The organism is Microbacterium sp. BH-3-3-3, from assembly GCF_001792815.1.
GTDB lineage: Bacteria > Actinomycetota > Actinomycetes > Actinomycetales > Microbacteriaceae > Microbacterium.
Genome location: NZ_CP017674.1, coordinates 3,147,818 through 3,169,491, shown reverse-complemented (window position 1 = coordinate 3,169,491; position 21,674 = coordinate 3,147,818). Strand labels below are relative to the sequence as shown.

At 70.8% G+C, this 21,674-nt stretch carries 22 protein-coding genes; 11 read left to right on the top strand and 11 right to left on the bottom strand.

Annotation, left to right across the window (positions count from 1 at the left end):
• Positions 1-87: 87 nt before the first annotated feature.
• The 4 genes from BJP65_RS14625 to BJP65_RS14610 form a co-directional block, all read right to left on the bottom strand.
• Positions 88-864, bottom strand: a complete 777-nt coding sequence (locus BJP65_RS14625; protein ID WP_070409609.1) for an LLM class flavin-dependent oxidoreductase — start codon at positions 862-864, stop codon at positions 88-90.
• Positions 861-1,742: an LLM class flavin-dependent oxidoreductase gene (locus BJP65_RS14620; protein ID WP_070409608.1), complete on the bottom strand. Its 882-nt coding sequence runs from the start codon at positions 1,740-1,742 to the stop codon at positions 861-863. Before BJP65_RS14620 ends, BJP65_RS14625 begins: the two co-directional genes overlap by 4 nt.
• 165 nt (positions 1,743-1,907) lie before the next feature.
• Positions 1,908-4,433, bottom strand: a complete 2,526-nt coding sequence (locus BJP65_RS14615) for an ATP-dependent Clp protease ATP-binding subunit (protein WP_070409607.1) — start codon at positions 4,431-4,433, stop codon at positions 1,908-1,910.
• A 94-nt stretch (positions 4,434-4,527) separates the two neighbouring features.
• Positions 4,528-5,364: a hypothetical protein gene (locus BJP65_RS14610; RefSeq protein ID WP_070409606.1), complete on the bottom strand. Its 837-nt coding sequence runs from the start codon at positions 5,362-5,364 to the stop codon at positions 4,528-4,530.
• A gap of 143 nt (positions 5,365-5,507) precedes the next feature.
• Here BJP65_RS14610 and BJP65_RS14605 point away from each other — a divergent pair, with 143 nt between their 5' ends.
• Genes BJP65_RS14605 through BJP65_RS14590 form a run of 5 tightly spaced genes read left to right on the top strand, consistent with a single transcriptional unit; the run spans position 5,508 to position 9,913 of the window.
• Positions 5,508-6,293, top strand: coding sequence for an EI24 domain-containing protein (locus BJP65_RS14605; protein ID WP_070410042.1), 786 nt, complete (start codon positions 5,508-5,510; stop codon positions 6,291-6,293).
• Positions 6,294-6,317: 24 nt separating this feature from the next.
• Positions 6,318-6,467, top strand: a complete 150-nt coding sequence (locus tag BJP65_RS16695) for a hypothetical protein (protein WP_013585971.1) — start codon at positions 6,318-6,320, stop codon at positions 6,465-6,467.
• A gap of 42 nt (positions 6,468-6,509) precedes the next feature.
• Complete coding sequence (locus BJP65_RS14600; protein WP_070409605.1) at positions 6,510-8,174, top strand: alpha-keto acid decarboxylase family protein; 1,665 nt, start codon at positions 6,510-6,512, stop codon at positions 8,172-8,174.
• Positions 8,175-8,202: 28 nt separating this feature from the next.
• The gene (locus tag BJP65_RS14595; RefSeq protein WP_070409604.1) at positions 8,203-9,306 is read left to right on the top strand and encodes a class I SAM-dependent methyltransferase; all 1,104 of its coding nucleotides are present in this window, start codon (positions 8,203-8,205) and stop codon (positions 9,304-9,306) included.
• 52 nt (positions 9,307-9,358) lie between these two features.
• Complete coding sequence (locus BJP65_RS14590; RefSeq protein WP_070409603.1) at positions 9,359-9,913, top strand: hypothetical protein; 555 nt, start codon at positions 9,359-9,361, stop codon at positions 9,911-9,913.
• A gap of 70 nt (positions 9,914-9,983) precedes the next feature.
• Here the strand turns inward: BJP65_RS14590 and BJP65_RS14585 are convergent, their stop codons facing one another.
• On the bottom strand, positions 9,984-10,448 hold the full coding sequence (locus BJP65_RS14585) for a DUF3817 domain-containing protein (protein WP_055839837.1): 465 nt from the start codon (positions 10,446-10,448) through the stop codon (positions 9,984-9,986).
• A gap of 298 nt (positions 10,449-10,746) precedes the next feature.
• Between BJP65_RS14585 and BJP65_RS14580 the strand changes: the two genes are divergently transcribed.
• From BJP65_RS14580 to BJP65_RS14565, 4 genes are read left to right on the top strand one after another with little or no spacing between them, the layout of a single operon-like run.
• Positions 10,747-11,772, top strand: a complete 1,026-nt coding sequence (locus BJP65_RS14580; RefSeq protein WP_055839840.1) for an FUSC family protein — start codon at positions 10,747-10,749, stop codon at positions 11,770-11,772.
• Positions 11,773-11,780: 8 nt separating this feature from the next.
• Positions 11,781-12,278: a hypothetical protein gene (locus BJP65_RS14575; RefSeq protein ID WP_156784915.1), complete on the top strand. Its 498-nt coding sequence runs from the start codon at positions 11,781-11,783 to the stop codon at positions 12,276-12,278.
• A 55-nt stretch (positions 12,279-12,333) separates the two neighbouring features.
• Positions 12,334-13,179 carry a PfkB family carbohydrate kinase gene (locus BJP65_RS14570; protein ID WP_258027489.1) on the top strand — a complete coding sequence of 282 codons (846 nt, stop codon included), beginning with the start codon at positions 12,334-12,336 and terminating at the stop codon, positions 13,177-13,179.
• Positions 13,176-14,102: a nucleoside hydrolase gene (locus tag BJP65_RS14565; RefSeq protein ID WP_070409600.1), complete on the top strand. Its 927-nt coding sequence runs from the start codon at positions 13,176-13,178 to the stop codon at positions 14,100-14,102. Before BJP65_RS14570 ends, BJP65_RS14565 begins: the two co-directional genes overlap by 4 nt.
• Positions 14,103-14,118: 16 nt before the next feature.
• Here the strand turns inward: BJP65_RS14565 and BJP65_RS16690 are convergent, their stop codons facing one another.
• The 5 genes from BJP65_RS16690 to nrdH form a co-directional block, all read right to left on the bottom strand.
• Positions 14,119-14,283 (bottom strand): hypothetical protein, encoded by a 165-nt coding sequence (locus BJP65_RS16690; protein WP_156459490.1) that lies wholly within the window; start codon positions 14,281-14,283, stop codon positions 14,119-14,121.
• Between the two features lie 116 nt (positions 14,284-14,399).
• Positions 14,400-15,374 (bottom strand): class 1b ribonucleoside-diphosphate reductase subunit beta, encoded by a 975-nt coding sequence (nrdF, locus tag BJP65_RS14560; RefSeq protein ID WP_055838028.1) that lies wholly within the window; start codon positions 15,372-15,374, stop codon positions 14,400-14,402.
• Positions 15,375-15,412: 38 nt separating this feature from the next.
• Positions 15,413-17,581, bottom strand: coding sequence for a class 1b ribonucleoside-diphosphate reductase subunit alpha (gene nrdE, locus BJP65_RS14555; protein WP_055838031.1), 2,169 nt, complete (start codon positions 17,579-17,581; stop codon positions 15,413-15,415).
• Positions 17,563-18,003: a class Ib ribonucleoside-diphosphate reductase assembly flavoprotein NrdI gene (gene nrdI / locus BJP65_RS14550; RefSeq protein WP_055838034.1), complete on the bottom strand. Its 441-nt coding sequence runs from the start codon at positions 18,001-18,003 to the stop codon at positions 17,563-17,565. Before nrdI ends, nrdE begins: the two co-directional genes overlap by 19 nt.
• Positions 18,004-18,031: 28 nt before the next feature.
• Positions 18,032-18,265 (bottom strand): glutaredoxin-like protein NrdH, encoded by a 234-nt coding sequence (gene nrdH, locus BJP65_RS14545; protein ID WP_055838040.1) that lies wholly within the window; start codon positions 18,263-18,265, stop codon positions 18,032-18,034.
• 409 nt (positions 18,266-18,674) lie between these two features.
• Here nrdH and BJP65_RS14540 point away from each other — a divergent pair, with 409 nt between their 5' ends.
• Complete coding sequence (locus BJP65_RS14540) at positions 18,675-19,880, top strand: MFS transporter (protein ID WP_055838043.1); 1,206 nt, start codon at positions 18,675-18,677, stop codon at positions 19,878-19,880.
• A 453-nt stretch (positions 19,881-20,333) separates the two neighbouring features.
• On the opposite strand, the gene BJP65_RS14535 is transcribed toward BJP65_RS14540, so the two are convergent.
• Positions 20,334-20,738: a hypothetical protein gene (locus BJP65_RS14535; RefSeq protein WP_055838046.1), complete on the bottom strand. Its 405-nt coding sequence runs from the start codon at positions 20,736-20,738 to the stop codon at positions 20,334-20,336.
• 127 nt (positions 20,739-20,865) lie between these two features.
• Here BJP65_RS14535 and BJP65_RS14530 point away from each other — a divergent pair, with 127 nt between their 5' ends.
• Positions 20,866-21,618: an alpha/beta fold hydrolase gene (locus BJP65_RS14530; RefSeq protein ID WP_070410041.1), complete on the top strand. Its 753-nt coding sequence runs from the start codon at positions 20,866-20,868 to the stop codon at positions 21,616-21,618.
• The last annotated feature ends 56 nt before the right edge of the window (positions 21,619-21,674 follow it).

Below are 21,674 nucleotides of genomic sequence, written 5' to 3'. Positions count from 1 at the left end.
GTGCGACAGCCGCACTGCGCACCGTGACGGCGGCGCCCGCCGGGAGTACGCGGTGGCACCTGCCCGCCCTTCGGCGCGCCGGATCGCTCAGCCGGGCGCGGGAGCCACGCGCCGGGCGAAGTCGACGTACGCCTCGACGGTGTCTTCCGGCACGATCGCGCGCAGCACGACCTCGTCGGCGGCCGCCGTGTACGCCTCGAGCGCGTCACCCAGCTCGGTGGCATCGCGGATCGTCGTGTCGACGGCATCCACCCCCATCCGTGCGAAGTTGGCCGCGTAGTTCGGGAACGAGGCGTAGCGGGCCGTCTCGGCGTCGAGACGCTCGCGCGCGGCCGAGTCGATCGCCGTGCGCACGTAGACCGCGACGTGCGCGGAGGGAGCGACCGTGTGCAGCGCCTCGGACTGCGCGTGCGCCTCGGTGGGCGGCACCCAGTTCAACAGCACGCCCTCGGCGTGCTCGGCGCCCGTGCGACGCATTCTCGGGCCCAGCGCCCCGACGAGCACCCGTGGCATACCCGCGGCGTGCAGCACCTCGATGGCCCCGCGCACCCGCGCGAGCGCGCCCTGCTTCGCCATTCCCGAGCCGATGCCGAGGGTCAGGCGGTCCAGCGGAAGACCGAGCGATGCCACCGCGGCGGCGATCTCGTCGGCGGGGCGCCGGTCGACGGGAACGACGCCCGTGGCCAGGCGCAGGCGTTCGGTCACGCGGGCCGCGGCCGCGAGGGCGGCGAGGGCATCGCCGTCGGGGGTGTCGTTGATCCAGAGCGTGTCGAAGCCGGCGCTCTCGACCGCAGGCGCGATCTCGGCGATGGCATCGGGGCCCAGCGATCCGGCGAGACCGAGAGAGACGGCACCCCGTGTCACGAGACGCCTCCGGCGTGGGGGACGGCCACCGCGACCTGGCCCACCGCCGAGAAGAACGCCGCCAGGTCGACGTCGTCGGTCGGCAGGAGCACGACGTCGTCGACGCCGGCCGCCTGGAAGCGCGCGACCCCCTCGGCGACCTCGGACACCGAGCCGGCGAGGACCCGGTCGGCGGCATCGACGCGATCGGCGAGCACCGCGGTGGCACGAGCGCGCGCGTCGGGGCCGAAGGCGGTGAGCACGTAGGCCACGACATCGGCCCGACCCTCGCGGCCGGCCTCGGCCCGCCCCTCCTGCACGGTCGCGACCGCGGAGGCGATCTCGGCGACGGTGTGCCTGCTGTCGAGCACCACCCCGTCGGCCACGGCACCCGCGAGCGCCAGCGTCTTAGGCCCCTCGGCCGCGGCGTACACGAGCGGCGCCTGAGCGGGCGGCCAGTCGAGAGCGACGTCGCGCAGCTTCACGTAGCGTCCCTCGGTGCTCACCGTCTCGCCCGCCAGCAGAGACCGCAGGGCCGGCAGGTGCTCCTGCATGAGCGTCAGGGGCGAGGCTGCCTTCGCCCCGACCTGTCGCATCCAGTCCTGCACCCCATGGCCGAAGCCGGGCAGCAGACGCCCGGGGAACATGCGCTCGATCGTGGCGACCTCCATCGCCGACGCGGCGACGTTGCGCAACGGGAGGGGGGCGATCCCGATGCCGATGCGCAGGTGATCGGTGACGGCGAGCGCCGCAGCGGCCGCCGCCCACGCCGACGAGCGGAAGCAGTCCTCCCAGAGCCACAACTCTTCGACCCCCGCGTCTTCGGCCGCGCGCGCGGCGTCACGCAGTCTCTCGGGCGGGTGCGGGTACGGGCTGAAGATCGTGCCGATACGACTCATGCGTCTACTCTGCCGGGCCCCTCCGACATCGGGCGAGGGGGTGGCGCGAGTCGTGCCGATCCGGCTGGGTCCTTCACGGGCCGGGCCATCCGAGGGACCACCATTGCGGCGCACGCACGGACGACGAACGCCCCGGGACCGAGGTCCCGGGGCGTTCGTCCTGTCTTACGCCGCGAGCGCCTGTGCGGCCGCCCCGACCACGAAGGCCGTGGGGGTGGCATCCACCGTCACCGCTCCGCCGTCGACCAGGTCTCCCGACACGAACAGGTCGGCGACGCGATCGTCGACCTCGCGCTGGATGACGCGGCGCAGGGGCCGGGCACCGTACTCGGGCTCGTAGCCCACCTCGGCCAGCCGGTCGACGGCCGCGTCGGTGACGTCGAGCGCGACGCCCCGTGCCGAGAGCCGCCGCGAGGTCGCGTCGAGCAGCAGGCGCACGATCCGGCGCAGCTGCGTCTTCTCGAGCTTGCGGAACAGCACGATGTCGTCGATGCGGTTGAGGAACTCGGGCCGCATGGCCTCGCGGAGCTTTCCCATCACGCGATCGCGCAGATCGTCGTCGGCGAACTCGCGGCCGGTCGTGGTGAAACCGATCGCCCCGGAACGGGATGCCAGCACCTCGGCGCCCAGGTTGGAGGTCATCACGATCACGGTGTTGCGGAAGTCGACCGTGCGCCCCTGGCCGTCGGTGAGACGACCGTCGTCGAGCACCTGCAGCAGCAGGGTGAAGACGTCGGGGTGGGCCTTCTCGATCTCGTCGAACAGCACCACCGAGTAGGGAGCGCGACGCACGCGCTCGGTGAGCTGGCCGGCCTCGTCGTAGCCGACGTATCCGGGAGGGGCACCGATCAGCCGCGACACCGTGTGACGTTCGCCGAACTCGCTCATGTCGAAGCGGATCACGGCGGCGTCGTCGTCGAAGAGCGAGCCCGCCAGCGCCTTCGCCAGTTCGGTCTTCCCGACGCCGGTGGGGCCGAGGAACAGGAACGATCCGACCGGACGGCTCTCATCCCCCATGCCCGTGCGGTTGCGGCGCACGGCCTTGGCGACGGCCGCGACGGCGTCGTCCTGCCCGATGACCCGGGCGTGCAGTTCGTCCTCCAATTGCGATAGGCGGCCGCGCTCGGTGGCCGTCAGGCGAGCGACCGGAATCCCGGTGGACCGGCTGATCACCGCGGCGATCTCGGGCTCGTCGACCACCGCAGCCGATCGCGGCCGGGTGGTGGCCGCGTCGAGCCGCGCCTGCACATCGGCCATCTCGTCTCGCAGACGGGAGGCTTCTTCGTAGTGCTCGGCCGACACGGCGGCGTTCTTGTCGGCCTCGAGGGTCGCGAGTCGGGCGAGCAGATCCGTGGTGTCGACGCGCACGCCCAGCTTCAGCCGCAGGCGGGCGCCCGCCTGGTCGATGAGGTCGATCGCCTTGTCGGGCAGCACGCGGTCGGGCAGGTACCGGTCGCTCAACTCGACGGCGGCCCGGAGGGCGTCGTCGGTGTAGGACACGGCGTGGTGCTGCTCGTAGGCCGCGCGGAGCCCGTGCAGGATCTCCACGGCATCCGGGATCGACGGCTCCCCCACGCGCACGGGCTGCAGGCGACGCTCGAGTGCGGGGTCCTTCTCGATCGTGCGGTACTCGCGCAGGGTGGTGGCGCCGATCAGGTGCACGTCGCCGCGGGCCAGGCGGGGCTTGAGGATGTTGCCGGCATTCATCGACCCGTCGCCGCTGCCGCCCGCACCGACGAGCGTGTGCACCTCGTCGATGAAGACCACGAGCTTGTCGGATGCCGCGATCTCGTCGAGCGTCTGGGTGAGGCGCTCTTCGAAGTCGCCGCGGTACCGCGCTCCGGCGAGCATGGCGGCGAGGTCGATCGAGACCACGCGCGTGTCGCGCAGCTGCTCGGGCACGTCACCGGCGACGATCGCCCGCGCGAGTCCCTCGACGACGGCGGTCTTCCCGACGCCGGCCTCGCCGATGAGCACGGGGTTGTTCTTCGTGCGACGGCTGAGGATCTCGAGGGTCTGCTCGATCTCGTCGGAGCGCCCGATCACGGGGTCGAGTGCGCCCGCGGCCGCGCGCGCCGTGAGATCGGTGCCGAAGCGGTCGAGGTTCGGGGTGACAGATGCCGACTCGGCGGGCGCGTCGACCTCGTCGCCGCCGACGACGGTCTCACGCACGCCCTGGGTCAGGGCTTCGGCGGTGACTCCGGCCTGGGCGAGGATCTGGCCGGCGGGGGCGTCTTGAGCGAGGACGAGGGCGAAGAAGAGGTGGTCGGGGTCGACGTAGGTCGATCCGGCCGCGCGGGCGACCTGGAAGGCGTGGAACAGCGCGCGCTGAACCGAACCCGCGACGACCGCACCGTCGACGTCGGCGGCAGGACCGGCCGCCGGCAGACGGCTCTCGGCCGCGCGGGCGATGGCGGCGGGGTCGGCTCCCAGGCGCGCGACGGCCTCGTTCGCGGGGGATCGTCCCACGAGGACGTGCAGCACGTGCAGAGCGTCGAGCTCGCGCTGGCCGCGGCCGAGCGCGAAGCGGCCGGCGGCCTGCAGGGCGTCCTGGGTGCGGGCGCTGAGGAAGCGGCTCAGATCGATCGAGCGTTCGGCGCGCGCCTGCTCGCCCGCCAGGTAGCGCGCGAGGAACTCATCGAACGACTGGGCGCCGTCGTCTGCGGCGCCGGGGGTGACATTCTCGGGCAATTCCGTCTCCTGATACGTGAGTGCAACGGACTCAAGTTTGATACTTGAGCGTCGACGTATCAAGGTAACGCCGCTGCTCGCGGCGTATTCCCGGTCACAAGCGCAACGTCGGATCGACCTCGTTCCACAGCTCGATCGTCTGCACCAGCCAGAACACGGCGAACAGCGCTACTGAGACGGCCTCCCCCCACAGGATCACCGGAACGGCCGCCGTGTCGACGCCCGCGAGAAGCGCCCCCACGAGAGCCGCCAGCGTCAGAACGATGGCCACGGCGACCGCGCCGTACGCGAGGCGAACACCCCGCCCGCGCGACGAGCGCGGATGCGGGCGCCACGCGGCGAGGGCGGCGACAGCGGCGATGAGGAGGAAGAACCCCACGGCGGCCGCCTCGTGCACGATCACGAAGAACGACGTCGGCGACACCCCCGCCCAGACCGCACCGGCGACCACCAGCGCCGCGACCGTCGCCGCCGTCAGCGTCACCCCGCGACTCGTCGTGCCCTGCACCCGGGCGAGGATCAGTGCGGCGATGACCCCGAGCAGCACGACGGATGCCACGGCCACGGCGTTGTTGACCACGGTCGGCATCACCGCGTCGGGAACGCACGCCGTCGCCCCGGGGCAGCCCGAGCCGGGCCCCGCGACCGCCGTGGGCAGGTAGGCGATCGCGAGGGCGAGGACCGCGGCGACGTCGAGCAGAGCCTGCTCGAGGCTTCGCCCCGACAGCGCCAGCAGCGCGAGGGCGATGGCGCTCAGCGCTCCCACGAACACCGGTCCGGCGGGCGTGTAGTACGCCGAGCTGATCGACGGCAGCGGGTCGCCGCCCGCGATCTCGATCCCGACCGAGAGAGCGAGGAAGACCGTCGCGCCGATCAGCGCCAGGCGCACGTACCGGTACGTGCGCTGCGTGGACGTCGTGCGAAGGCGCATACCGACATCGTGGCAGCGGCTTCCGACATCGTCACCGAGGCGCCCGGGCCCCGGAGAAGCGCGTGAGGACCGGAGGCACCGCGAGGGGCGGGGACGCGCAAGGGTCGCCTGTGATGTCGGGGGGTTCTGCCACACTCGTCGGCATGCGCGAATTCCTCTCCGGCGCCGGGCTCCTGGCCCGCGGCCTCGGTCAGTGGCGCCGCACGCCCGGCGCGATGGCCCTCGGACTCATCCCGGGAACGGTGGTCGGCCTGGTCTTCGCCGCAGCTCTCGTCGCGTGGGGTTTCGCTCTGCCCGGCCTCGTCGTGGGCTGGACGCCGTTCGCCGACGACTGGGTGCCGTTCTGGGCCGACGCGGCCCGCACCGCCCTGGGCCTCGCGTCGTTCGGCGCGGCCCTGCTGCTCGTCGTCGTCTCGTTCACCGCCGTCACCCTGCTGGTCGGCGAGCCGTTCTACGACCGCATCTGGCGCGCCACGGAACGCAGTCACACGGGTCACGTCCCCGACACCGATTACGGATTCTGGCGCGCCGTGGGCGACAGCGTCCGATTGATCTCCCGCGGAATCCTCGCCGCAGCTGCGGCCTGGCTGCTCGGGCTCATCCCCTTCGTCGGCGGCGTCCTGGGCTTCGTCACCGGAGTGGTGCTGACCGGCTGGCTGCTCGCCGACGAGCTCACCTCGCGCGCCCTGTCGGCGCGGGGTCTCGATCGCCGTGCGCGCCGCGACATCCTGCGCGCCCATCGCGCTCGCGCCCTCGGTTTCGGGGTCGCCACGCAGCTGTGTTTTTTGGTGCCCCTCGGTGCCGTCGCGGTCATGCCCGCCGCCGTCGCGGGCAGCACCCTCTGGGCGCACGCCGCTCTCGACGAGACGCCCCGTCGACCCGCCGCGCCGCGTCCCGTCGCGGTCCCGCCGGCCGACCCGGCGCGATAGCCTGGACCGACCGAAGGGATCCTCATGTTCATCGTCTCGCTCATCCTGTTCGTCGGGGGCATGCTGCTCACCGGCCTCTCGTTCTCGCTCGCAGCCCCCGCGCTGTTCTTCGCCCTGGGCATCATCCTGGTCTCGGCGTCGTTGGCTCTCCCCTTCCACTTCGGCACCCGGTAAGCCGCTCGGCGGCACGGCACACGGCAGAGAGCGCGGGCGACGATGTCGACGTACACGGTGGCCGACTACCTGCTCGATCGGCTCGCCGAGTCGGGCGTCCGTCATCTGTTCGGCGTTCCCGGTGACTTCACCCTCGCGTTCCTCGACCATGTCGAGCGGCATCCGCTGATCGAGTGGGTGGGATGCGCGAACGAGCTCGGTGCCGGATACGCCGCCGACGGCTATGCCCGCCTGCACGGTCTCGGTGCCCTCAGCACGACCTTCGGCGTGGGTGAGCTCTCGGCCATCAGCGCGGTGGCGGGCAGCTTCGCCGAGCACGTTCCCGTTCTCCACGTCGTCGGCGCGCCCACCACCGCCGTCCAGGCGGCGGGACGCGCGAGCCACCACTCGCTCGGCGACGGCGACTTCGGCCACTTCGCCCGCATGACCGCCGAGGTCACCGCGGCGCACGAGGTGCTGTCGGCGACCGAAGCCACGACCCAGATCGACCGTGTGCTCGCCGAGGTGCGCCATCGGCGACTGCCGGGCTATCTGCTCATCCCCGCCGATGTGAGCGAGGCTCCGGCTTCTCCCCCGGCCGCCGCGCTCCCCGCCCCCGACGTCGTCACCGACCCCGCCGTGCTGACCCGGTTCCGCGATGCGCTGGGCGCCCGCCTCGAGGTGGCCGACTCGGTCTCGGTTCTCGCCGACATCCTCGTCGCGCGCCTGTCGGCCGAACCGTCCCTGCACCGCGTGCTCGCGCAGGGCGTGCCGCACGCCTCGCTGCTGTGGGGGCGCCGAGTCGTCGACGAGTCGGCTCCGGCCTACCTGGGGTCGTACCTCGGCGCAGCCAGTGCCCCCGCCGTGCGCGACGGGATCGAGACCGCCGATCTGCTCGTCATGGCGGGTGTGCAGTTCACCGACCTCACCAGCGGGTTCTTCTCGCAGCGCATCGATCCGGCACGCACGGTCGAGATCCGCGGCGAGCACACGCGCGTCGGAGACGATGACTTCCGCCCGCTCGCGATGCGCGACGCGCTCGACGCCGTCGCCGACGCCCTCGCCGCACAGGGCGATCGCTTCCGCGCCCCCGCGGTCGACGTGGTGCCGGCCGCACCCGAGCCCCTCGACCCCGCGGCCACGCTGAGCCAAACGGCGCTGTGGCGCGAGATCGCCGGTTTCCTGCGCGACGGCGACACCGTGCTCGCCGACCAGGGCACGTCGTTCTACGGCATGGCCGGCGAACGCCTCCCTCACGGCGTGGTCTTCGGCGGCCAGCCGCTGTGGGCGGCCATCGGCTTCACCCTTCCCGCGATCCTCGGCGCGGCCCTCGCCCGCCCCGAACGACGTCCCGTGCTGCTCATCGGCGACGGCGCCGCTCAGCTCACGGTCGGCGAGCTCGGCACGCTCGTGCGCCAGGGCATCCCCGCCGTGATCGTGGTCGTCGACAACGCCGGGTACACCGTCGAACGGGTGATCCACGGGCTGCACGAGCGGTACAACGACATCGCCACGTGGGACTGGACGGCCCTCCTCGCCGCCATGGACCCCACCGGCACGAGTGTCGGCGTCCGCGTCGACACCGTCGGCGCGCTGACCGAGGCCCTGGCAACCGCCCGCTCGGCGACGGGGCTGACACTTGTGCAGGCCGTGGTGCCGTCCGACGACGTGCCGCCCGTGCTCGCCGACCTGGCCTCCGCCGCGGCGGCGGCCAACCGCCGCGCCTGAGCCCAGGAGCAGCGGGTACCGTGGCACGGTGCCCTTCTCCTTCGAAACCCTCCGCCGCTGGCCCGATCTCGAAGGGCCCGAGCTGTACGCCGCCGACGCGGCCGATCGACTGATCCTCGACGAATCGGCTGAGGCCCGCGCCGCCGCCGCTGACGACCAGCTCGTGGTGATCGGCGACGACTACGGCGCGCTCACGCTCGCCGCGGCCGACGCCGGTGCCCGTGGCATCCGCGTGCACCAGGACGGCGTCATCGGCGAGAAGGCCCTGGCGGCGAACGCCGAGACCGCGGGCCTGTCCGACACGTTCGTCTCGCGGGACCGGGATGCCGCCCTGCTCGCCGACGCGCGCGTCGTGCTGCTGCGCCTCCCCCGCTCGCTGCGCGAGCTCCGTGACATCGCCGGGCTGATCGCGCTGCACGCGCACCCCGACGTCGTCGTGTTCGCGGGCGGCCGCCTCAAGCACATGACGGTCACCATGAACGAGGTGCTGCGCGAGTACTTCGACCGGGTCGACGTCTCTCACGCCCGACAGAAGTCCCGTGTGCTCCTCGCCCGCGGCCCCCACGACGGCGCCGAGCCCCAGCCAGAGCGCGCCACGGTCGACGGTCTCGAGATCCGCGCGTTCGGCGGTGCCTTCGCCGGCGCCTCGATCGACATCGGCACCCGCCTGCTGCTGGCGCACCTGCCGGCGCCGAGCGGCGACGACGCCATCGACCTGGCCTGCGGCACCGGCGCGGTCGCCGCAGCCCTCGCCGTCCGGCATCCCTCCCTTCGCGTGATCGCGAGCGACCAGTCGGCGATCGCCGTCGCCTCGGCGCGGGCGACGGCCGACGCGAACGGCGTCGCCGACCGCATCGAGGTCGTGCGCGACGACCTTCTGCGCTCGCAGCCTGAGGCCTCCGCCTCGTTCATCGCGCTGAACCCGCCGTTCCACGTGGGCGCCGCCATCCACGAGGGAATCGCCCCCCGCATGTTCTCGGACGCGGCCCGGGTGCTGCGCTCCGGCGGCGAGCTGTGGACGGTGTGGAACTCGGCCCTGCAGTACCGACCGGCGTTGACCCGACTGGTGGGCCCCACGCGTCAGGTCGCCCGCGATCGCAAGTTCACAGTGACGGTGTCCACGAAACCGTGAGTGCGCCGCCGCCGCGAACGGCGGAGGGCCTCAGGCCCGGGAAGGAGCCGTCATGCGTCATCGCCTCGCGTACGCGGTCGCCGTGAGCGTCCTGAGCGCCGCGCTGGCGACCGGCTCCCCCTCCCCGGCCTCTGCCGTGGCGCGCTTCGACCCGCTGAGCGCGAGCGACACGGTCGCCCTGCTGGCGGACTGCTCGCGGGTGACGCCGAACGGCCGCGATTACGCCGAGATGCACGACCTCGACCTCTGCGGCGTGCAGGACACCCCCGAAGACCGGCCACTGCCGACCGAGGCCGTGGGCGGCGAGGAATGCGGATCGCTGACCCTCACGACGAGCGGGCGCGGCGCGGGGCTCGTCGCCGTGGAGTGGAGGGTGGCCTCGCGTACCGGTCCGATCCTGGGGATGGAGCTCGACCTGACGGTCTCGGGACGCGCGGGTGACACCGTGCACCACTTCGCGACCGCGGTCGGCAGCCCGCTCGCGTCGGACGGGGTGGTCGTTCCCGCGGGGGTCGGCAACGCCCGGGTCACGTTGTCGGGAACGGTCGAGACCTTCACCACGACCTGCACGGTCGCCTCGGCGAGCGCCCGCACGTTCGTCCGCTGAGTGCGGGAGCCGCAGGAGGAGTCGTCGACGGGCGACCGAGCGTCGCACGACCCCGCGCACGCGACGAGTGTCAGCCCTTACCGCCCGGGGGGCCCACGACCAGCAGCACCACGAACACCACGGCGACCACGGCGATCAGCACCGCCGCCAGCACCCAGGGTCGACGCAGGAAGAAGCGCAGCAGCCGGTCGATCGGCCGGCGATCCCGCGGGTCGTCGCCCGCGTCGCGACGCCAGGCTCCGCGCAGGCGGCCGCTGCGCTGCAGCCAGATCTCGGTGGGGATCGTCGCGTAGGGGATGACGGCGCTCACGACCGCGACCGCTGCGGGCCCGAGGCCCCAACGCTGGTTCAGGGCGACGAGCACCGCGGTCGCGCCGTAGGCGAGGAACACGAAACCGTGGATGCCGCCCCCGATCGACACCGCGATGGGCAGATCGGCCGTGGCACGCAGGATCAGTCCCGCGATCAGCAGTGTCCACGAGATCGCCTCGGCGATCGCGAGCGTGCGAAACAGGGTCAGGGGCGTGCGGAACACGTCTCTCCTCGTTCGGGTCGGGGCCTCCCACCCTACGGACTGCGCGGCGGCGATGCCCGCCGACCGTTCGACGTCGAACGACGACGAGGACTCACTCGATGGGCTGGTCCTCGCCGTCCAGTGAGGGATCCGACTTCTCCCCCTCGGCGGCGGTCGAGGTGTCGGGCTCGGGGCCGGGTTCGATCGGGGGCTTCTCGCGTTCGGCATCCATTCCTCCACACCATCAGAAAGTGAGAGGGATGCCACACCCTTGACGCCGTCCCCGGATCGCCGGTCGCGCGGCGCGTAGGCTGAAGCAATGGCGGAATCCCGGGGGCGCGTGTGGACCGGAGTCATCCGGGTGGGACCGCGACAGGGCGATCATCGCGTCGCTGTGCGTGCCGTGATCAGCGTCGGCGTCCCGCTGCTCGTGCTCCTGCTGCTCGGTCGCCTCGACCTCAGCGTCTACGCGAGCTTCGGCGCCTTCGCCGCGCTCTACGGCCGCAACGACGTGCCGCGGGTGCGCCTGCGCATGCAGGCGACGGCCGGCGGCATGCTGTTGGCGTCGATGCTGGTGGGCACCGCCGTGTCGTTCCTGTCCACCCCGGCGCTGGGGAGCGTGGCGGTCGTCGCCGTGCTCGCGGCGGCCGTGACGCTGTTCGCCTACCGCAAGCAGTGGCACCCGCCCGGAGCGCTGTTCGCGGTGTTCGCCGCGGGCGCGACCGCGAGCTTCCCCGCCACGGCATCGACGTTCGTCACGGTGCTGGTCGTCGGCGGTGCGAGCGTGCTGTGGAGCCTGCTCGTCTCGGCGGTGTCGGTGGTGGTACGTCGCGGATCGTGGCAGCGTCCCGCCCGCCCGCGCCCGCCGATCGGCGCCGTCGCGTGGGAGATGACCGCCACGGTCGGCGTCGCCGCGCTGCTCGCGGGCATCGCCGGCGCACTGCTGGTCGGCACCCACTGGTACTGGGCCATGGTCGGCGCCGTCGCCGCCGTCGGCGGGGCGCACGTGACCGCGCGCCTCATCCGCGGGGTGCAGCGACTGGTCGGCACACTGCTCGGCGTGCTGATCGCGGCGGGACTGCTCGCCCTGCACCTGCCACCGTGGCTCGTCATCGTGATCGCCGTCGCCCTGCAGGCCGGGGCCGAGCTGTTCGTCGGCCGCAACTACGGCATCGCGATGATCTTCATCACCCCGCTCGCGCTGCTCATGGTGTCGCTCGCGTCGCCGGTGGGCCCCGACCTGCTGCTGCGCGACCGGGTGATCGAGACGATCATCGGCGTCGCGGTGGGAACGATCGTCGCGATCGTGTCGGCGGTGCTCCGCCGCCGTTCCTCGCTAGGGTGACCCCCGACATGAACGACCACCAGGACTCGCCCGCGCGCCGCGCCCTCGGACACGACGCCGCCGAACGCATCAGCGCGGGATGCTACGGCGCCCTCGTCTCGGCATCCACTCTCATCGGTCTCGGCAACGCCGAGCTCAGCGACGTCATCGCCGTGGTGGCGCTCACCAACGTCGTGTACTTCGCCACCCACGTCTTCGCGTACTCGCTGGGCGACGTGTCGTCGAAGCGTCCGTGGCAGATCGTCCGGCACCACCTCGCGGTCGGTGCGCCGATGGTCTCGGTGACCTTCCTGCCGCTGCTGGTGGTCGTCGTGCTGTCCGCCGCGGGGGCCGACCTGCAGACGGCGCTGCTCTGGGGCGTCGGCGTGGCCATGACCTATCTCGTCGTCGTCGCCACCGCCGGAGCGCGGCTGCGCGGCTACCCCGCCGTCGCCGTGGTGCTCACCGCGATCGGATCCGTGGTCATCTCGGGACTGCTGATCGTGGCGAAGCTGCTGTTGCACTGAGGCCGTCCGGCCGCGTCACCCGGATTGTCGGCGGGTCGTGCGAGGGTGGGTTCTCGTGACCCCCGGTTCCTCCCCACCTCTCACCGTCGTCGGCGCCGTCAACGTCGACCTCACCGCCCGCGTCGAGCGCGCTCCCGCTGCCGGAGAGACGGTCGCCGACGGCGTACTGCAACGCGGCCCCGGCGGCAAGGGCGCCAACCAGGCGGTCGCGGCCGCCCGGCTGGGCGCCGCCGTGCGGCTGATCGGCGCGGTGGGCGACGACGCCGACGGTCGTGGCATCCGGGATCAGCTCACCGCGGTCGGCGTCGACGCATCGGGCGTGCAGACCGCCGAGGCCGCGACCGGCACAGCCCTCATCGTGGTCGACGCGACGGGTGAGAACTCGATCGTCGTGTGCGCCGGCGCCAACGCCGCCATCGACGCGACGACGCTCGGGATCGAGCCGGGCGCCGTGGTGCTGATGCAGCTCGAGGTGTCGGATGCCGTCGTCTCGGCCGCCGCGACCGCCGCCGGCTTCTTCGCCCTCAACGCCGCCCCCGCCCGCCCGCTCCCCGCCGGAGTGCTCGAGCGATGCGACCTCGTGATCGTCAACGAGACCGAGTACGCGCAACTGCCCGAGGTGCACGACGCTCCCCTGCTGTGCGTGACGCTCGGCGCCGACGGCGCACGGCTGTTCCGTCACGGCGAGCTCGTGGCCGCAGCCGCCGGTGTCGCCACGACCGTCCGTAACACCGTCGGCGCGGGCGACGCGTTCTGCGCGGCTCTCGTCGTCGGGCTGCTCCGGGGAGACGCCGAGGCCGACGCCCTGGCGCGCGCCTGCACGGTGGGGTCGGCGGCCGTCGCCGACGAGGCCTCGCAGCCGGCGCTCGGCCCCCTCGACACGTACGGAGCGTCCGCATGACCCGCCGCCCGATCCTCGTCGACTGCGACACCGGCATCGACGACGCCCTCGCCCTGGCGTACCTGCTGGCCGAACCGAGCGTCGAGATCGTCGGGGTGACGACGGTCTCCGGCAACACGGATGCCGCCCGCGCCGCCGCCAACACCCTCTCGCTCTTCGAGCTCGCCGGCGAGAACGACATCCCCGTGGCCGTCGGCGCCTACGACTTCCGCGGCCGCGCCTACGCCGGTGGCGCGCCCCACGTGCACGGCGACGACGGGCTCGGCGGCATCGCACTGGCCGCCGCCGCCCGGGCGCACGATGCCCGCGCCGCCGTCGAGCTGATCGACCACGCGGCCACCCGGCATCCCGATCTCACCGTGCTCGCCCTCGGGCCGCTGACGAACCTCGCCGCGTACGCCGAGGCCCCCGGCGTCGCCCGGTTCGACCGTCTCGTCGTCATGGGCGGCGCGTTCGCCCACTCGGGCAACGTCACCGCGTGGGCCGAGGCGAACATCCACAACGACCCCGAAGCGGCCGCCGTCGTTCTCGCGCAGGACTGGGACACCACGCTCGTCCCCCTCGACGTGACGATGACGCAGACCCTGGATGCCACCGACCTCGTGCGCCTCGAAGCGATCCCCGGCGCTCTGCCTCAGGCGTTGGCCGCGATGCTGCCGTTGTACCTCGACTTCTACGCGGGCCGCGTGTTCGCCGACCGTCGCTGCGCGTTACACGACCCGCTCGCCGCGATGGTGGCTGCGGGAGTGCTGCGCGGGGTCAGCGTCACGTCGGGACAGGTCGAGGTACGGCTCGAACGCGGAGAGCGTGGGCGCACGGTGTCGTCGCGCGGTTCGTCGACGCAGCGGTGGGTGCGCGGCATGGAGGGGTCCGCGGTCGAGGTACTGCTGGAACGGCTGGAATCGCGGGAGTGGCCGGGCTGAGGCTGCGGCCGTCGGTTCAGGAGCGGTGCAAGCGGCGCTTCAACCAGGCCGTCATGCGACCGGTGTGACGGTCGGTGAACTCGTTCGCGAGCTGGAAGGCCTCGTCGCCGATGTTCGCGCCGGCGTTGATGGCCTCGATCGACCGCAGTGCGCGTTGTTCCTGCTCGTCGTCGTGGGCCATGGTGTCCAGCGTACGAGCGTCGGGAGGTCGGGGCGTCGGTCGTTGCGGTGAGAACGACGAAGCCCGCCTCGCGAGACGCGGGGCGGGCTTCGTGGTGATGCGGGGTGTGCCGGGACTCAGAAGTCCCAGTCGTCGTCTTCCGTCGCCTCGGCCTTGCCGATGACGTACGACGAACCCGACCCAGAGAAGAAGTCGTGGTTCTCGTCGGCGTTGGGCGAGAGGGCCGACAGGATCGCCGGGTTCACGTTCGTCACCGACGACGGGAACATGGCCTCGTAGCCGAGGTTCATCAGCGCCTTGTTGGCGTTGTAGTGCAGGAACTTCTTCACGTCTTCGCTGAGTCCGACCGAGTCGTACAGGCTCTGCGTGTACTGCACCTCGTTGTCGTAGAGCTCGTACATGAGCGAGAAGGTGTAGTCCTTGAGGTCCTGACGACGTGCCTCATCGACCGTCTCGAGTCCGCGCTGGAACTTGTAGCCGATGTAATACCCGTGCACGGCCTCGTCGCGGATGATGAGGCGGATCAGGTCGGCCGTGTTCGTGAGCTTCGCCCGGCTCGACCAGTGCATCGGCAGGTAGAAGCCCGAGTAGAACAGGAACGACTCGAGCAGGGTCGAGGCGACCTTGCGCTTGAGCGGGTCGTCGCCACGGTAGTAGTCCATGACGATGCGCGCCTTCTTCTGAAGGAACTCGTTCTCGGTCGACCAGCGGAACGCCTCGTCGATCTCTTTCGTCGAGCACAGCGTCGAGAAGATCGACGAGTAGCTCTTGGCGTGCACCGACTCCATGAACGCGATGTTCGTGTAGACGGCTTCCTCGTGCGGGGTGAGCGCATCGGGGATGAGCGAGACCGCGCCGACCGTGCCCTGGATCGTGTCGAGGAGCGTGAGCCCCGTGAACACGCGCATGGTGAGCGTCTGCTCTTCGGGGGTGAGCGTGTTCCACGACTGGATGTCGTTCGACAGCGGCACCTTCTCGGGGAGCCAGAAGTTGTTCACCAGACGGTTCCAGACCTCGAGGTCCTTGTCGTCTTGGATGCGGTTCCAGTTGATGGCCTGCACGTGGTTCAGCAGCTGCAGCTTTTCAGCCATGGCGTTCCTGCGTCCTCTATCGGTGGATGGTCAGCGGCTCAGAGCATGCACGAGACGCACTCGGTCATGTCGGTGCCCTCGAGCGCCAGCTGACGCAGACGGATGTAGTAGATGGTCTTGATGCCCTTGCGCCACGCGTAGATCTGGGCCTTGTTGATGTCGCGGGTGGTGACGGTGTCCTTGAAGAACAGCGTCAGCGACAGGCCCTGGTCGACGTGCTGCGTGGCCGCGGCGTACGTGTCGATGACCTTCTCGTAGCCGATCTCGTAGGCGTCCTGGTAGTACTCCAGGTTCTCGTTCGTCATGAACGGAGCCGGGTAGTAGACGCGACCGAGCTTGCCTTCCTTGCGGATCTCGATCTTCGAGGCGATCGGGTGGATCGAGCTCGTGGAGTTGTTGATGTACGAGATCGACCCGGTCGGCGGCACGGCCTGCAGGTTCTGGTTGTAGATGCCGTGGGCCTGCACCGAGGCCTTCAGCTCACGCCAGTCGTCCTGCGTGGGGATCTGCACGCCCGCGAACAGCTCGGTCGCCTTCGCCGTCTGCGGCACCCACACCTGGTCGGTGTACTTGTCGAAGAACTCCCCCGACGCGTACGTCGAGTTCTCGAAGCCGTCGAAGGCCGCACCACGCTCGATGGCGAGGCGGTTCGACGCCCGCAGCGCGTGGAACAGCACCGTGTAGAAGTAGATGTTCGTGAAGTCGATGCCCTCTTCGGAGCCGTAGTACACGTGCTCACGAGCGAGGTAACCGTGCAGGTTCATCTGGCCGAGGCCGATGGCGTGCGAGCGGTCGTTGCCGTCTTCGATCGAGCGCACCGAGGCGATGTGGCTCTGCACGCTCACGGCGGTGAGGGCGCGGATCGCGGTCTCGACCGTGAGGCCCAGGTCGCCGCCGTCCATCGCCAGGGCGATGTTCATCGAGCCCAGGTTGCAGGAGATGTCCTTGCCGATGGTGTCGTACGAGAGGTCTTCGTTGTACGTCGTCGGGGTGTTGACCTGCAGGATCTCGGAGCACAGGTTCGACATGTTGATGCGGCCGGCGATGGGGTTCGCCTTGTTCACCGTGTCTTCGAACATGATGTACGGGTAGCCCGACTCGAACTGGATCTCGGCGAGGGTCTGGAAGAACTCGCGCGCGTTGATCTTCGTCTTCTTGATGCGCGGGTCGTCGACCATCTCGCGGTACTTGTCGGTGACCGAGATGTCGCCGAACGGCTTGCCGTAGACCTTCTCGACGTCGTACGGCGAGAAGAGGTACATGTCTTCGCCGTTCTTGGCGAGCTCGAACGTGATGTCGGGGATGACGACACCCAGCGAGAGCGTCTTGATACGGATCTTCTCGTCGGCGTTCTCACGCTTGGTGTCGAGGAAGCGCAGGATGTCGGGGTGGTGGGCGTTGAGGTACACCGCACCGGCACCCTGGCGGGCGCCGAGCTGGTTGGCGTAGCTGAAGCTGTCTTCGAGGAGCTTCATCACGGGGATGATGCCCGAGGACTGGTTCTCGATCTGCTTGATCGGCGCACCCGACTCGCGGATGTTCGACAGCAGCAGGGCCACGCCGCCGCCGCGCTTCGACAGCTGCAGGGCGGAGTTGATGCCGCGGGCGATCGACTCCATGTTGTCTTCGATGCGCAGCAGGAAGCACGAGACGAGTTCGCCACGCTGCGCCTTGCCGGCGTTGAGGAACGTGGGGGTGGCGGGCTGGAAGCGTCCCGAGATGATCTCGTCGACCAACTGCACCGCGAGACGCGGGTCGCCGTCGGCGAGGGCGAGGGCGGTCATGACGACGCGGTCCTCGAAGCGCTCGAGGTAGCGCTTTCCGTCGAAGGTCTTGAGCGTGTAGCTCGTGTAGTACTTGAACGCGCCGAGGAAGGTCTCGAAGCGGAACTTGGCGCCGTAGGCGCGGTCGTTGAGCTCCTGGATGAAGTCCATCGAGTACTTCGCGAGCACGGTCGGCTCGTAGTACTCCTTCTCGACGAGGTAGTCGAGGCGCTCCTTGAGCGAGTGGAAGAACACGGTGTTCTGGTTGACGTGCTGCAGGAAGTACTCGCGCGCCGCCCGCTTGTCGGCGTCGAACTGGATGTTGCCGTCGGCGTCGTACAGGTTCAGCATCGCGTTCAGGGCGTGGTAATCCAGCCCCTCGAAACGCGCCTCGGTCTTGAATTCCGCCTTGAAGTGCACGTCGGTCAGTTCAGCTTCCACCATCGTTCCAATCCCTGGGTGACGCGCTCGACGTCGTCTGGCGTGCCGAATACTTCCAGCCGGTACAGGTGCGGCACGGTGCACTTGCGGCTGATGATGTCGCCGGCGAGGCAGAATGCGTCGCCGAAGTTCGTGTTCCCCGCGGAGATGACGCCGCGGATGTTGCGTCGGTTCCGCTCCTCGTTGAGGAAGCGGATGACCTGCTTGGGGACCGCGCCCTTCTCGACGCCCCGACCGGCACCCCCGCCGTAGGTGGGAGTGACCAGCACGAAGGGTTCGTCGACGTGGAGGGGCGGATCGATCGGTCGCATCGGAATGCGCACGGCCCGCTTGCCGAGCTTCTCGATGAAACGTGCGGTGTTGCCCGACACGCTCGAGAAGTAGACCAGCAGCGGAGCCTCGGTCGCCGACAGGACAGCGCTCATGACGGGAGTCGTCGAGGCTGTCGAGGGATCAAGCGAGGCGCGAGGCGAGCTCATCGATCTTGTCGGGACGGAAGCCCGACCAGTGGTCCTCGTCGGTGATGACGACGGGGGCCTGCAGGTAGCCGAGCGACTTGACCTGCTCGAGTGCCGACGGGTCTTCCGACAGGTCGAGCACGTTGTATTCGATGCCCTTCGAGTCGAGCGCACGGTAGGTCGCGGTGCACTGGACGCAGGACGGCTTGGTGTAGACCGTGATCGCCATGTTGTCTCTCTCTCCCCTGGAAATTCTTCGTCCGAGCAAGCAGGGCTAGCCGGGACCTCAATACTACATATGGGGACCGACATCGGAAGTCACCACAAGGGGTAGTAGTTACATCCGTGTGATTTTCCACCGTCTCTCCCCATGTACAACACAGGTTGTCCACGATTTCATCCACAGATCCCACTCCTCTCCGAAGCCGTTCGACCGGCGCGATTCCGCGGTTGTTGACAGCGGCGCGCCGACTTGTCCACAGATCGGACGCTAGCGAGGGGTTCCGACATTGCACAGGTCGGCCGATCCACCCTCCGGCGTGTCGCGGGCGTGTCGCCCGGTGGGCCCTTCCCCCTCGTCGCCCGGGGTCGGAACACCTCCGTTCCCCGATGTCGGAGGGGGGAGATAGCGTTGTGCGGTGGCCGGCTACCGCGAACTCCTCCAGACCCCCGGCGTGGGTCGCATCATCGCCGCACAGTTGACGGCGCGTTTCCCCAACGGCATGACGAGCCTCGCCGTTCTGCTGCACATCGAGCACGTCACCGGCTCCTATGGGGCCGCGGGCCTGGTCCTCGCCGCGACCAGCATCGGGCAGGCCGTCGCCGGTCCCGTCACGAGCCGCTGGATGGGCATCTGGGGCATGCGCCGGGTGCTCTCGGTGACGCTCCTCGTGTGCGCCGCCGCCATCGCCACGCTCGCCCTGATCGAGATGCCCCTGCCCCTCTACATGGTCCTGGGCCTGGTCGCCGGCCTGTCGACTCCGCCGGTGCAGTCGGCCGTCCGCACCATCTACCCCAAGATGGTCCCGTCGAAGCAGCTCACTCCCCTGTACTCGCTCGACGCCTCCCTGCAAGAGATCATCTGGGTGCTCGCGCCCGTGCTCATCACCCTCGTGGCGACCCAGGTCGGCACCGTCCCCGGTCTGCTGCTCGTCGTCGTCATCCTGCTCGGTGGCGGTGCTTGGTTCATCCTCAGCCCCGAGGTCGGGCGCGTGCGCATTCCGCGCAGCCGCCGCGGCCTCGGCCGGGTGCTCGGCAAGCCGCCCGTCGTTCTCGCGACGGCGACGGGGTTCCTGCTCATCGGCGCCTGCGCCGCGGTCGAGGCGGGTGTCGTGGCGACGTTCGACCACGGCGGCCTCGAGGCGGGACTCATCCTCGCCGTCTTCGCCGTCGGCAGCCTCGCGGGCGGGCTCTCGTTCGGCCACATCCCCATCGGTCCCTGGGCCATGGCCCGTCGCTTCGCGATCGTCGCGCTCGGACTCTCGCTCACCGTCTTCTCGCTCAACGCGTGGTGGATCGGCGCGACGCTCCTCGTCGCCGGCGCGGGCATCGCCCCGGCGCTCGCGGTGATGTTCGCGATGACCTCGGCGAGCGTGCGGTTCAGCGAGACCGCCGAGGCGTACGGCTGGATCAGCACGGGGCAGCTCATCGGAGCCGCCGCGGGCTCGGCCGTGGCCGGCTTCCTCGTCGACGGCATCGGCCCGCAGGGGGCCTACGTCGCCGCGGCCGCGTTCGCCGTCGCCGGGTTCATCGTCGCGGCGGTGTTCGTGCGCGGCTTCCCCGACCTGCGCCACCGCGACTCGAGCCCCATTCCCGACACCGAGCCCGTAGAGACCATCACCTGAGCCCGGATGCCGCATCCCCGGCATCCGTCCCCCCCCTCACCGGCGCACGTTCACCCTGCCCGCGCGGGCCACGCATCCGGCGCGGGCTCCCCGGCCGGTGCGGTCTCCCCGGCCGAGGCAGGCTCCTGGACACGCGGTGAGTCCTCGGCCTGCGCAGGTCCCCAGCCTGGGCTGACCCGACAGCCGGGGCAGCCCACCGCCGAGCAGCCCCACCGCCGGGGCAACCCCCACGCCCGGTGCGGACTCCGCCTCCGTCGTGGGACGAAGGGAGGGCGAGGGACGAAGGGAGGGCGAGACACCGGCATCCCGCCCTCCGCTCGTCCCTCACCCTCCGCTCGCCCCACACGCAGCCGCCCGCACCCAACCGCAAGCATGCCGCTCGCCCCGCACGCAGCCGCCCGTACCCGGACACCCACACGCGAACGCCCCCGCGTAGACGTCGCTACGCCGACGTCACTGCGTCCGCCGCAGCAGCTCCAACACGGCGAGCGCGTACGCGTCGGCCGGCTCGGGGTGGTCGAAGACGAGCGAGGCGCCCGCGACCGAGATCTCGACCTCGTAGGTGTCCGACAGCCGGCGCAGCGACCGGAAGGTCGCGCGAAGCAACTCGCGCAGCTGCGACTCCGACGGCAGCCACAGCGCTTCCTCGGTGGCGACGGAGTCCAGAGCCCACTCCGTCGTGCCGTTGAAGGCGAGGATGCGCCCGGTCGGATAGTCGCGGGGTTCGACGGTCATCTCGCTGACCGTGAAGACGTCGGCCTCGAACTCGGGCTCGTCGAGCTGGAAACGGTCGCCGGAGCGGGGATGCCACACCAATCCCGCCTCGCGCAGGGCCAGGGCCATCTCGGTCGAGATCATGGCATCCATTCTGGGGGCCGTCGCGCGATGCCGGGCCGAAGCGTGCACGCGGACGCGATCGATTCCCCCTGACGCCATGCGTCTCCGCGCGCTCCGGCGAGCGCGAGCGACGAGCAGAATGGATGCCATGACCTCCCCCGTCACCCTGCCCCGCCTGTCGTGGGGCGATCCCCGCGGACCGCGGGTGCTGCTCGCGCACGGTCTCGGCTCCGACGGCGCCCTGATGTGGCGGTACGCCTCGGCGCTGGCCGACGCGGGATGGCACGCCGTGGCCGTCGATCTGCGCGGACACGGTGACGCCCCGCGCACCCTCGACTACCGCATCGACGCGTACGCGGCCGACCTGTCGGGCACGGTGCCTGCGGGCGGGGGCGCGTGGGACGCGGTGGTCGGGCATTCCCTCGGCGGGGCGGCCGCTACGGTCGCCGCCGCGAACGACCGTTCGTGGACGCGTCGACTCGTGCTCGTGGACCCCGCGATCCGATTGTCCGACGACGACCGCGCGATCGTCAGAGCGAGTCAGGAGCAATCGTTCGCCGACCCGAGCGAAGAGGCCGTGCGCGCGGCGCATCCCACCTGGCACCCGATCGACGTGGAGCTGAAGGCGCGGGCGACGCGGCGCGCGAGCCGGTGGGCCGTCGAGCAGACGAGCACGCAGAACGACATCTGGGACGTACGGGCGCAGGCCGCCGCCCTCGTGGTGCCGACGCGCATCATCGGCGCCGACCCCGCCGTGCACTCGATCTTCACCGGCGACCTGGCCGCCGAGGTCCTGCAGAACCCCGTCATCACCCTCGAGGTCGTCGCGGGGGCGGGGCACTCGCCGCACCGCGATCGCCCCGAGGCCGCGATCGCCGCCCTTCTCGCCGCGCTGGCGTGACACCCCCGGCGACGACGGCCGGAGCGGCGTCGGATCGTGCTGCAGCTTTCGGCACC

What these genes read in the sequence shown, in the direction of transcription:
- BJP65_RS14620 (WP_070409608.1), bottom strand. Translation starts at nt 1,742, where the DNA reads ATGAGTCGTATCGGCACGATCTTCAGCCCGTACCCGCACCCGCCCGAG.
- BJP65_RS14610 (WP_070409606.1), bottom strand. Translation starts at nt 5,364, where the DNA reads ATGCGCCTTCGCACGACGTCCACGCAGCGCACGTACCGGTACGTGCGC.
- BJP65_RS14605 (WP_070410042.1), top strand. Translation starts at nt 5,508, where the DNA reads ATGCGCGAATTCCTCTCCGGCGCCGGGCTCCTGGCCCGCGGCCTCGGT.
- BJP65_RS16695 (WP_013585971.1), top strand. Translation starts at nt 6,318, where the DNA reads ATGTTCATCGTCTCGCTCATCCTGTTCGTCGGGGGCATGCTGCTCACC.
- BJP65_RS14600 (WP_070409605.1), top strand. Translation starts at nt 6,510, where the DNA reads ATGTCGACGTACACGGTGGCCGACTACCTGCTCGATCGGCTCGCCGAG.
- BJP65_RS14590 (WP_070409603.1), top strand. Translation starts at nt 9,359, where the DNA reads ATGCGTCATCGCCTCGCGTACGCGGTCGCCGTGAGCGTCCTGAGCGCC.
- BJP65_RS14580 (WP_055839840.1), top strand. Translation starts at nt 10,747, where the DNA reads ATGGCGGAATCCCGGGGGCGCGTGTGGACCGGAGTCATCCGGGTGGGA.
- BJP65_RS14575 (WP_156784915.1), top strand. Translation starts at nt 11,781, where the DNA reads ATGAACGACCACCAGGACTCGCCCGCGCGCCGCGCCCTCGGACACGAC.
- BJP65_RS14565 (WP_070409600.1), top strand. Translation starts at nt 13,176, where the DNA reads ATGACCCGCCGCCCGATCCTCGTCGACTGCGACACCGGCATCGACGAC.
- BJP65_RS16690 (WP_156459490.1), bottom strand. Translation starts at nt 14,283, where the DNA reads ATGGCCCACGACGACGAGCAGGAACAACGCGCACTGCGGTCGATCGAG.
- nrdF (WP_055838028.1), bottom strand. Translation starts at nt 15,374, where the DNA reads ATGGCTGAAAAGCTGCAGCTGCTGAACCACGTGCAGGCCATCAACTGG.
- nrdE (WP_055838031.1), bottom strand. Translation starts at nt 17,581, where the DNA reads ATGGTGGAAGCTGAACTGACCGACGTGCACTTCAAGGCGGAATTCAAG.
- nrdI (WP_055838034.1), bottom strand. Translation starts at nt 18,003, where the DNA reads ATGAGCGCTGTCCTGTCGGCGACCGAGGCTCCGCTGCTGGTCTACTTC.
- nrdH (WP_055838040.1), bottom strand. Translation starts at nt 18,265, where the DNA reads ATGGCGATCACGGTCTACACCAAGCCGTCCTGCGTCCAGTGCACCGCG.
- BJP65_RS14535 (WP_055838046.1), bottom strand. Translation starts at nt 20,738, where the DNA reads ATGATCTCGACCGAGATGGCCCTGGCCCTGCGCGAGGCGGGATTGGTG.
- BJP65_RS14530 (WP_070410041.1), top strand. Translation starts at nt 20,866, where the DNA reads ATGACCTCCCCCGTCACCCTGCCCCGCCTGTCGTGGGGCGATCCCCGC.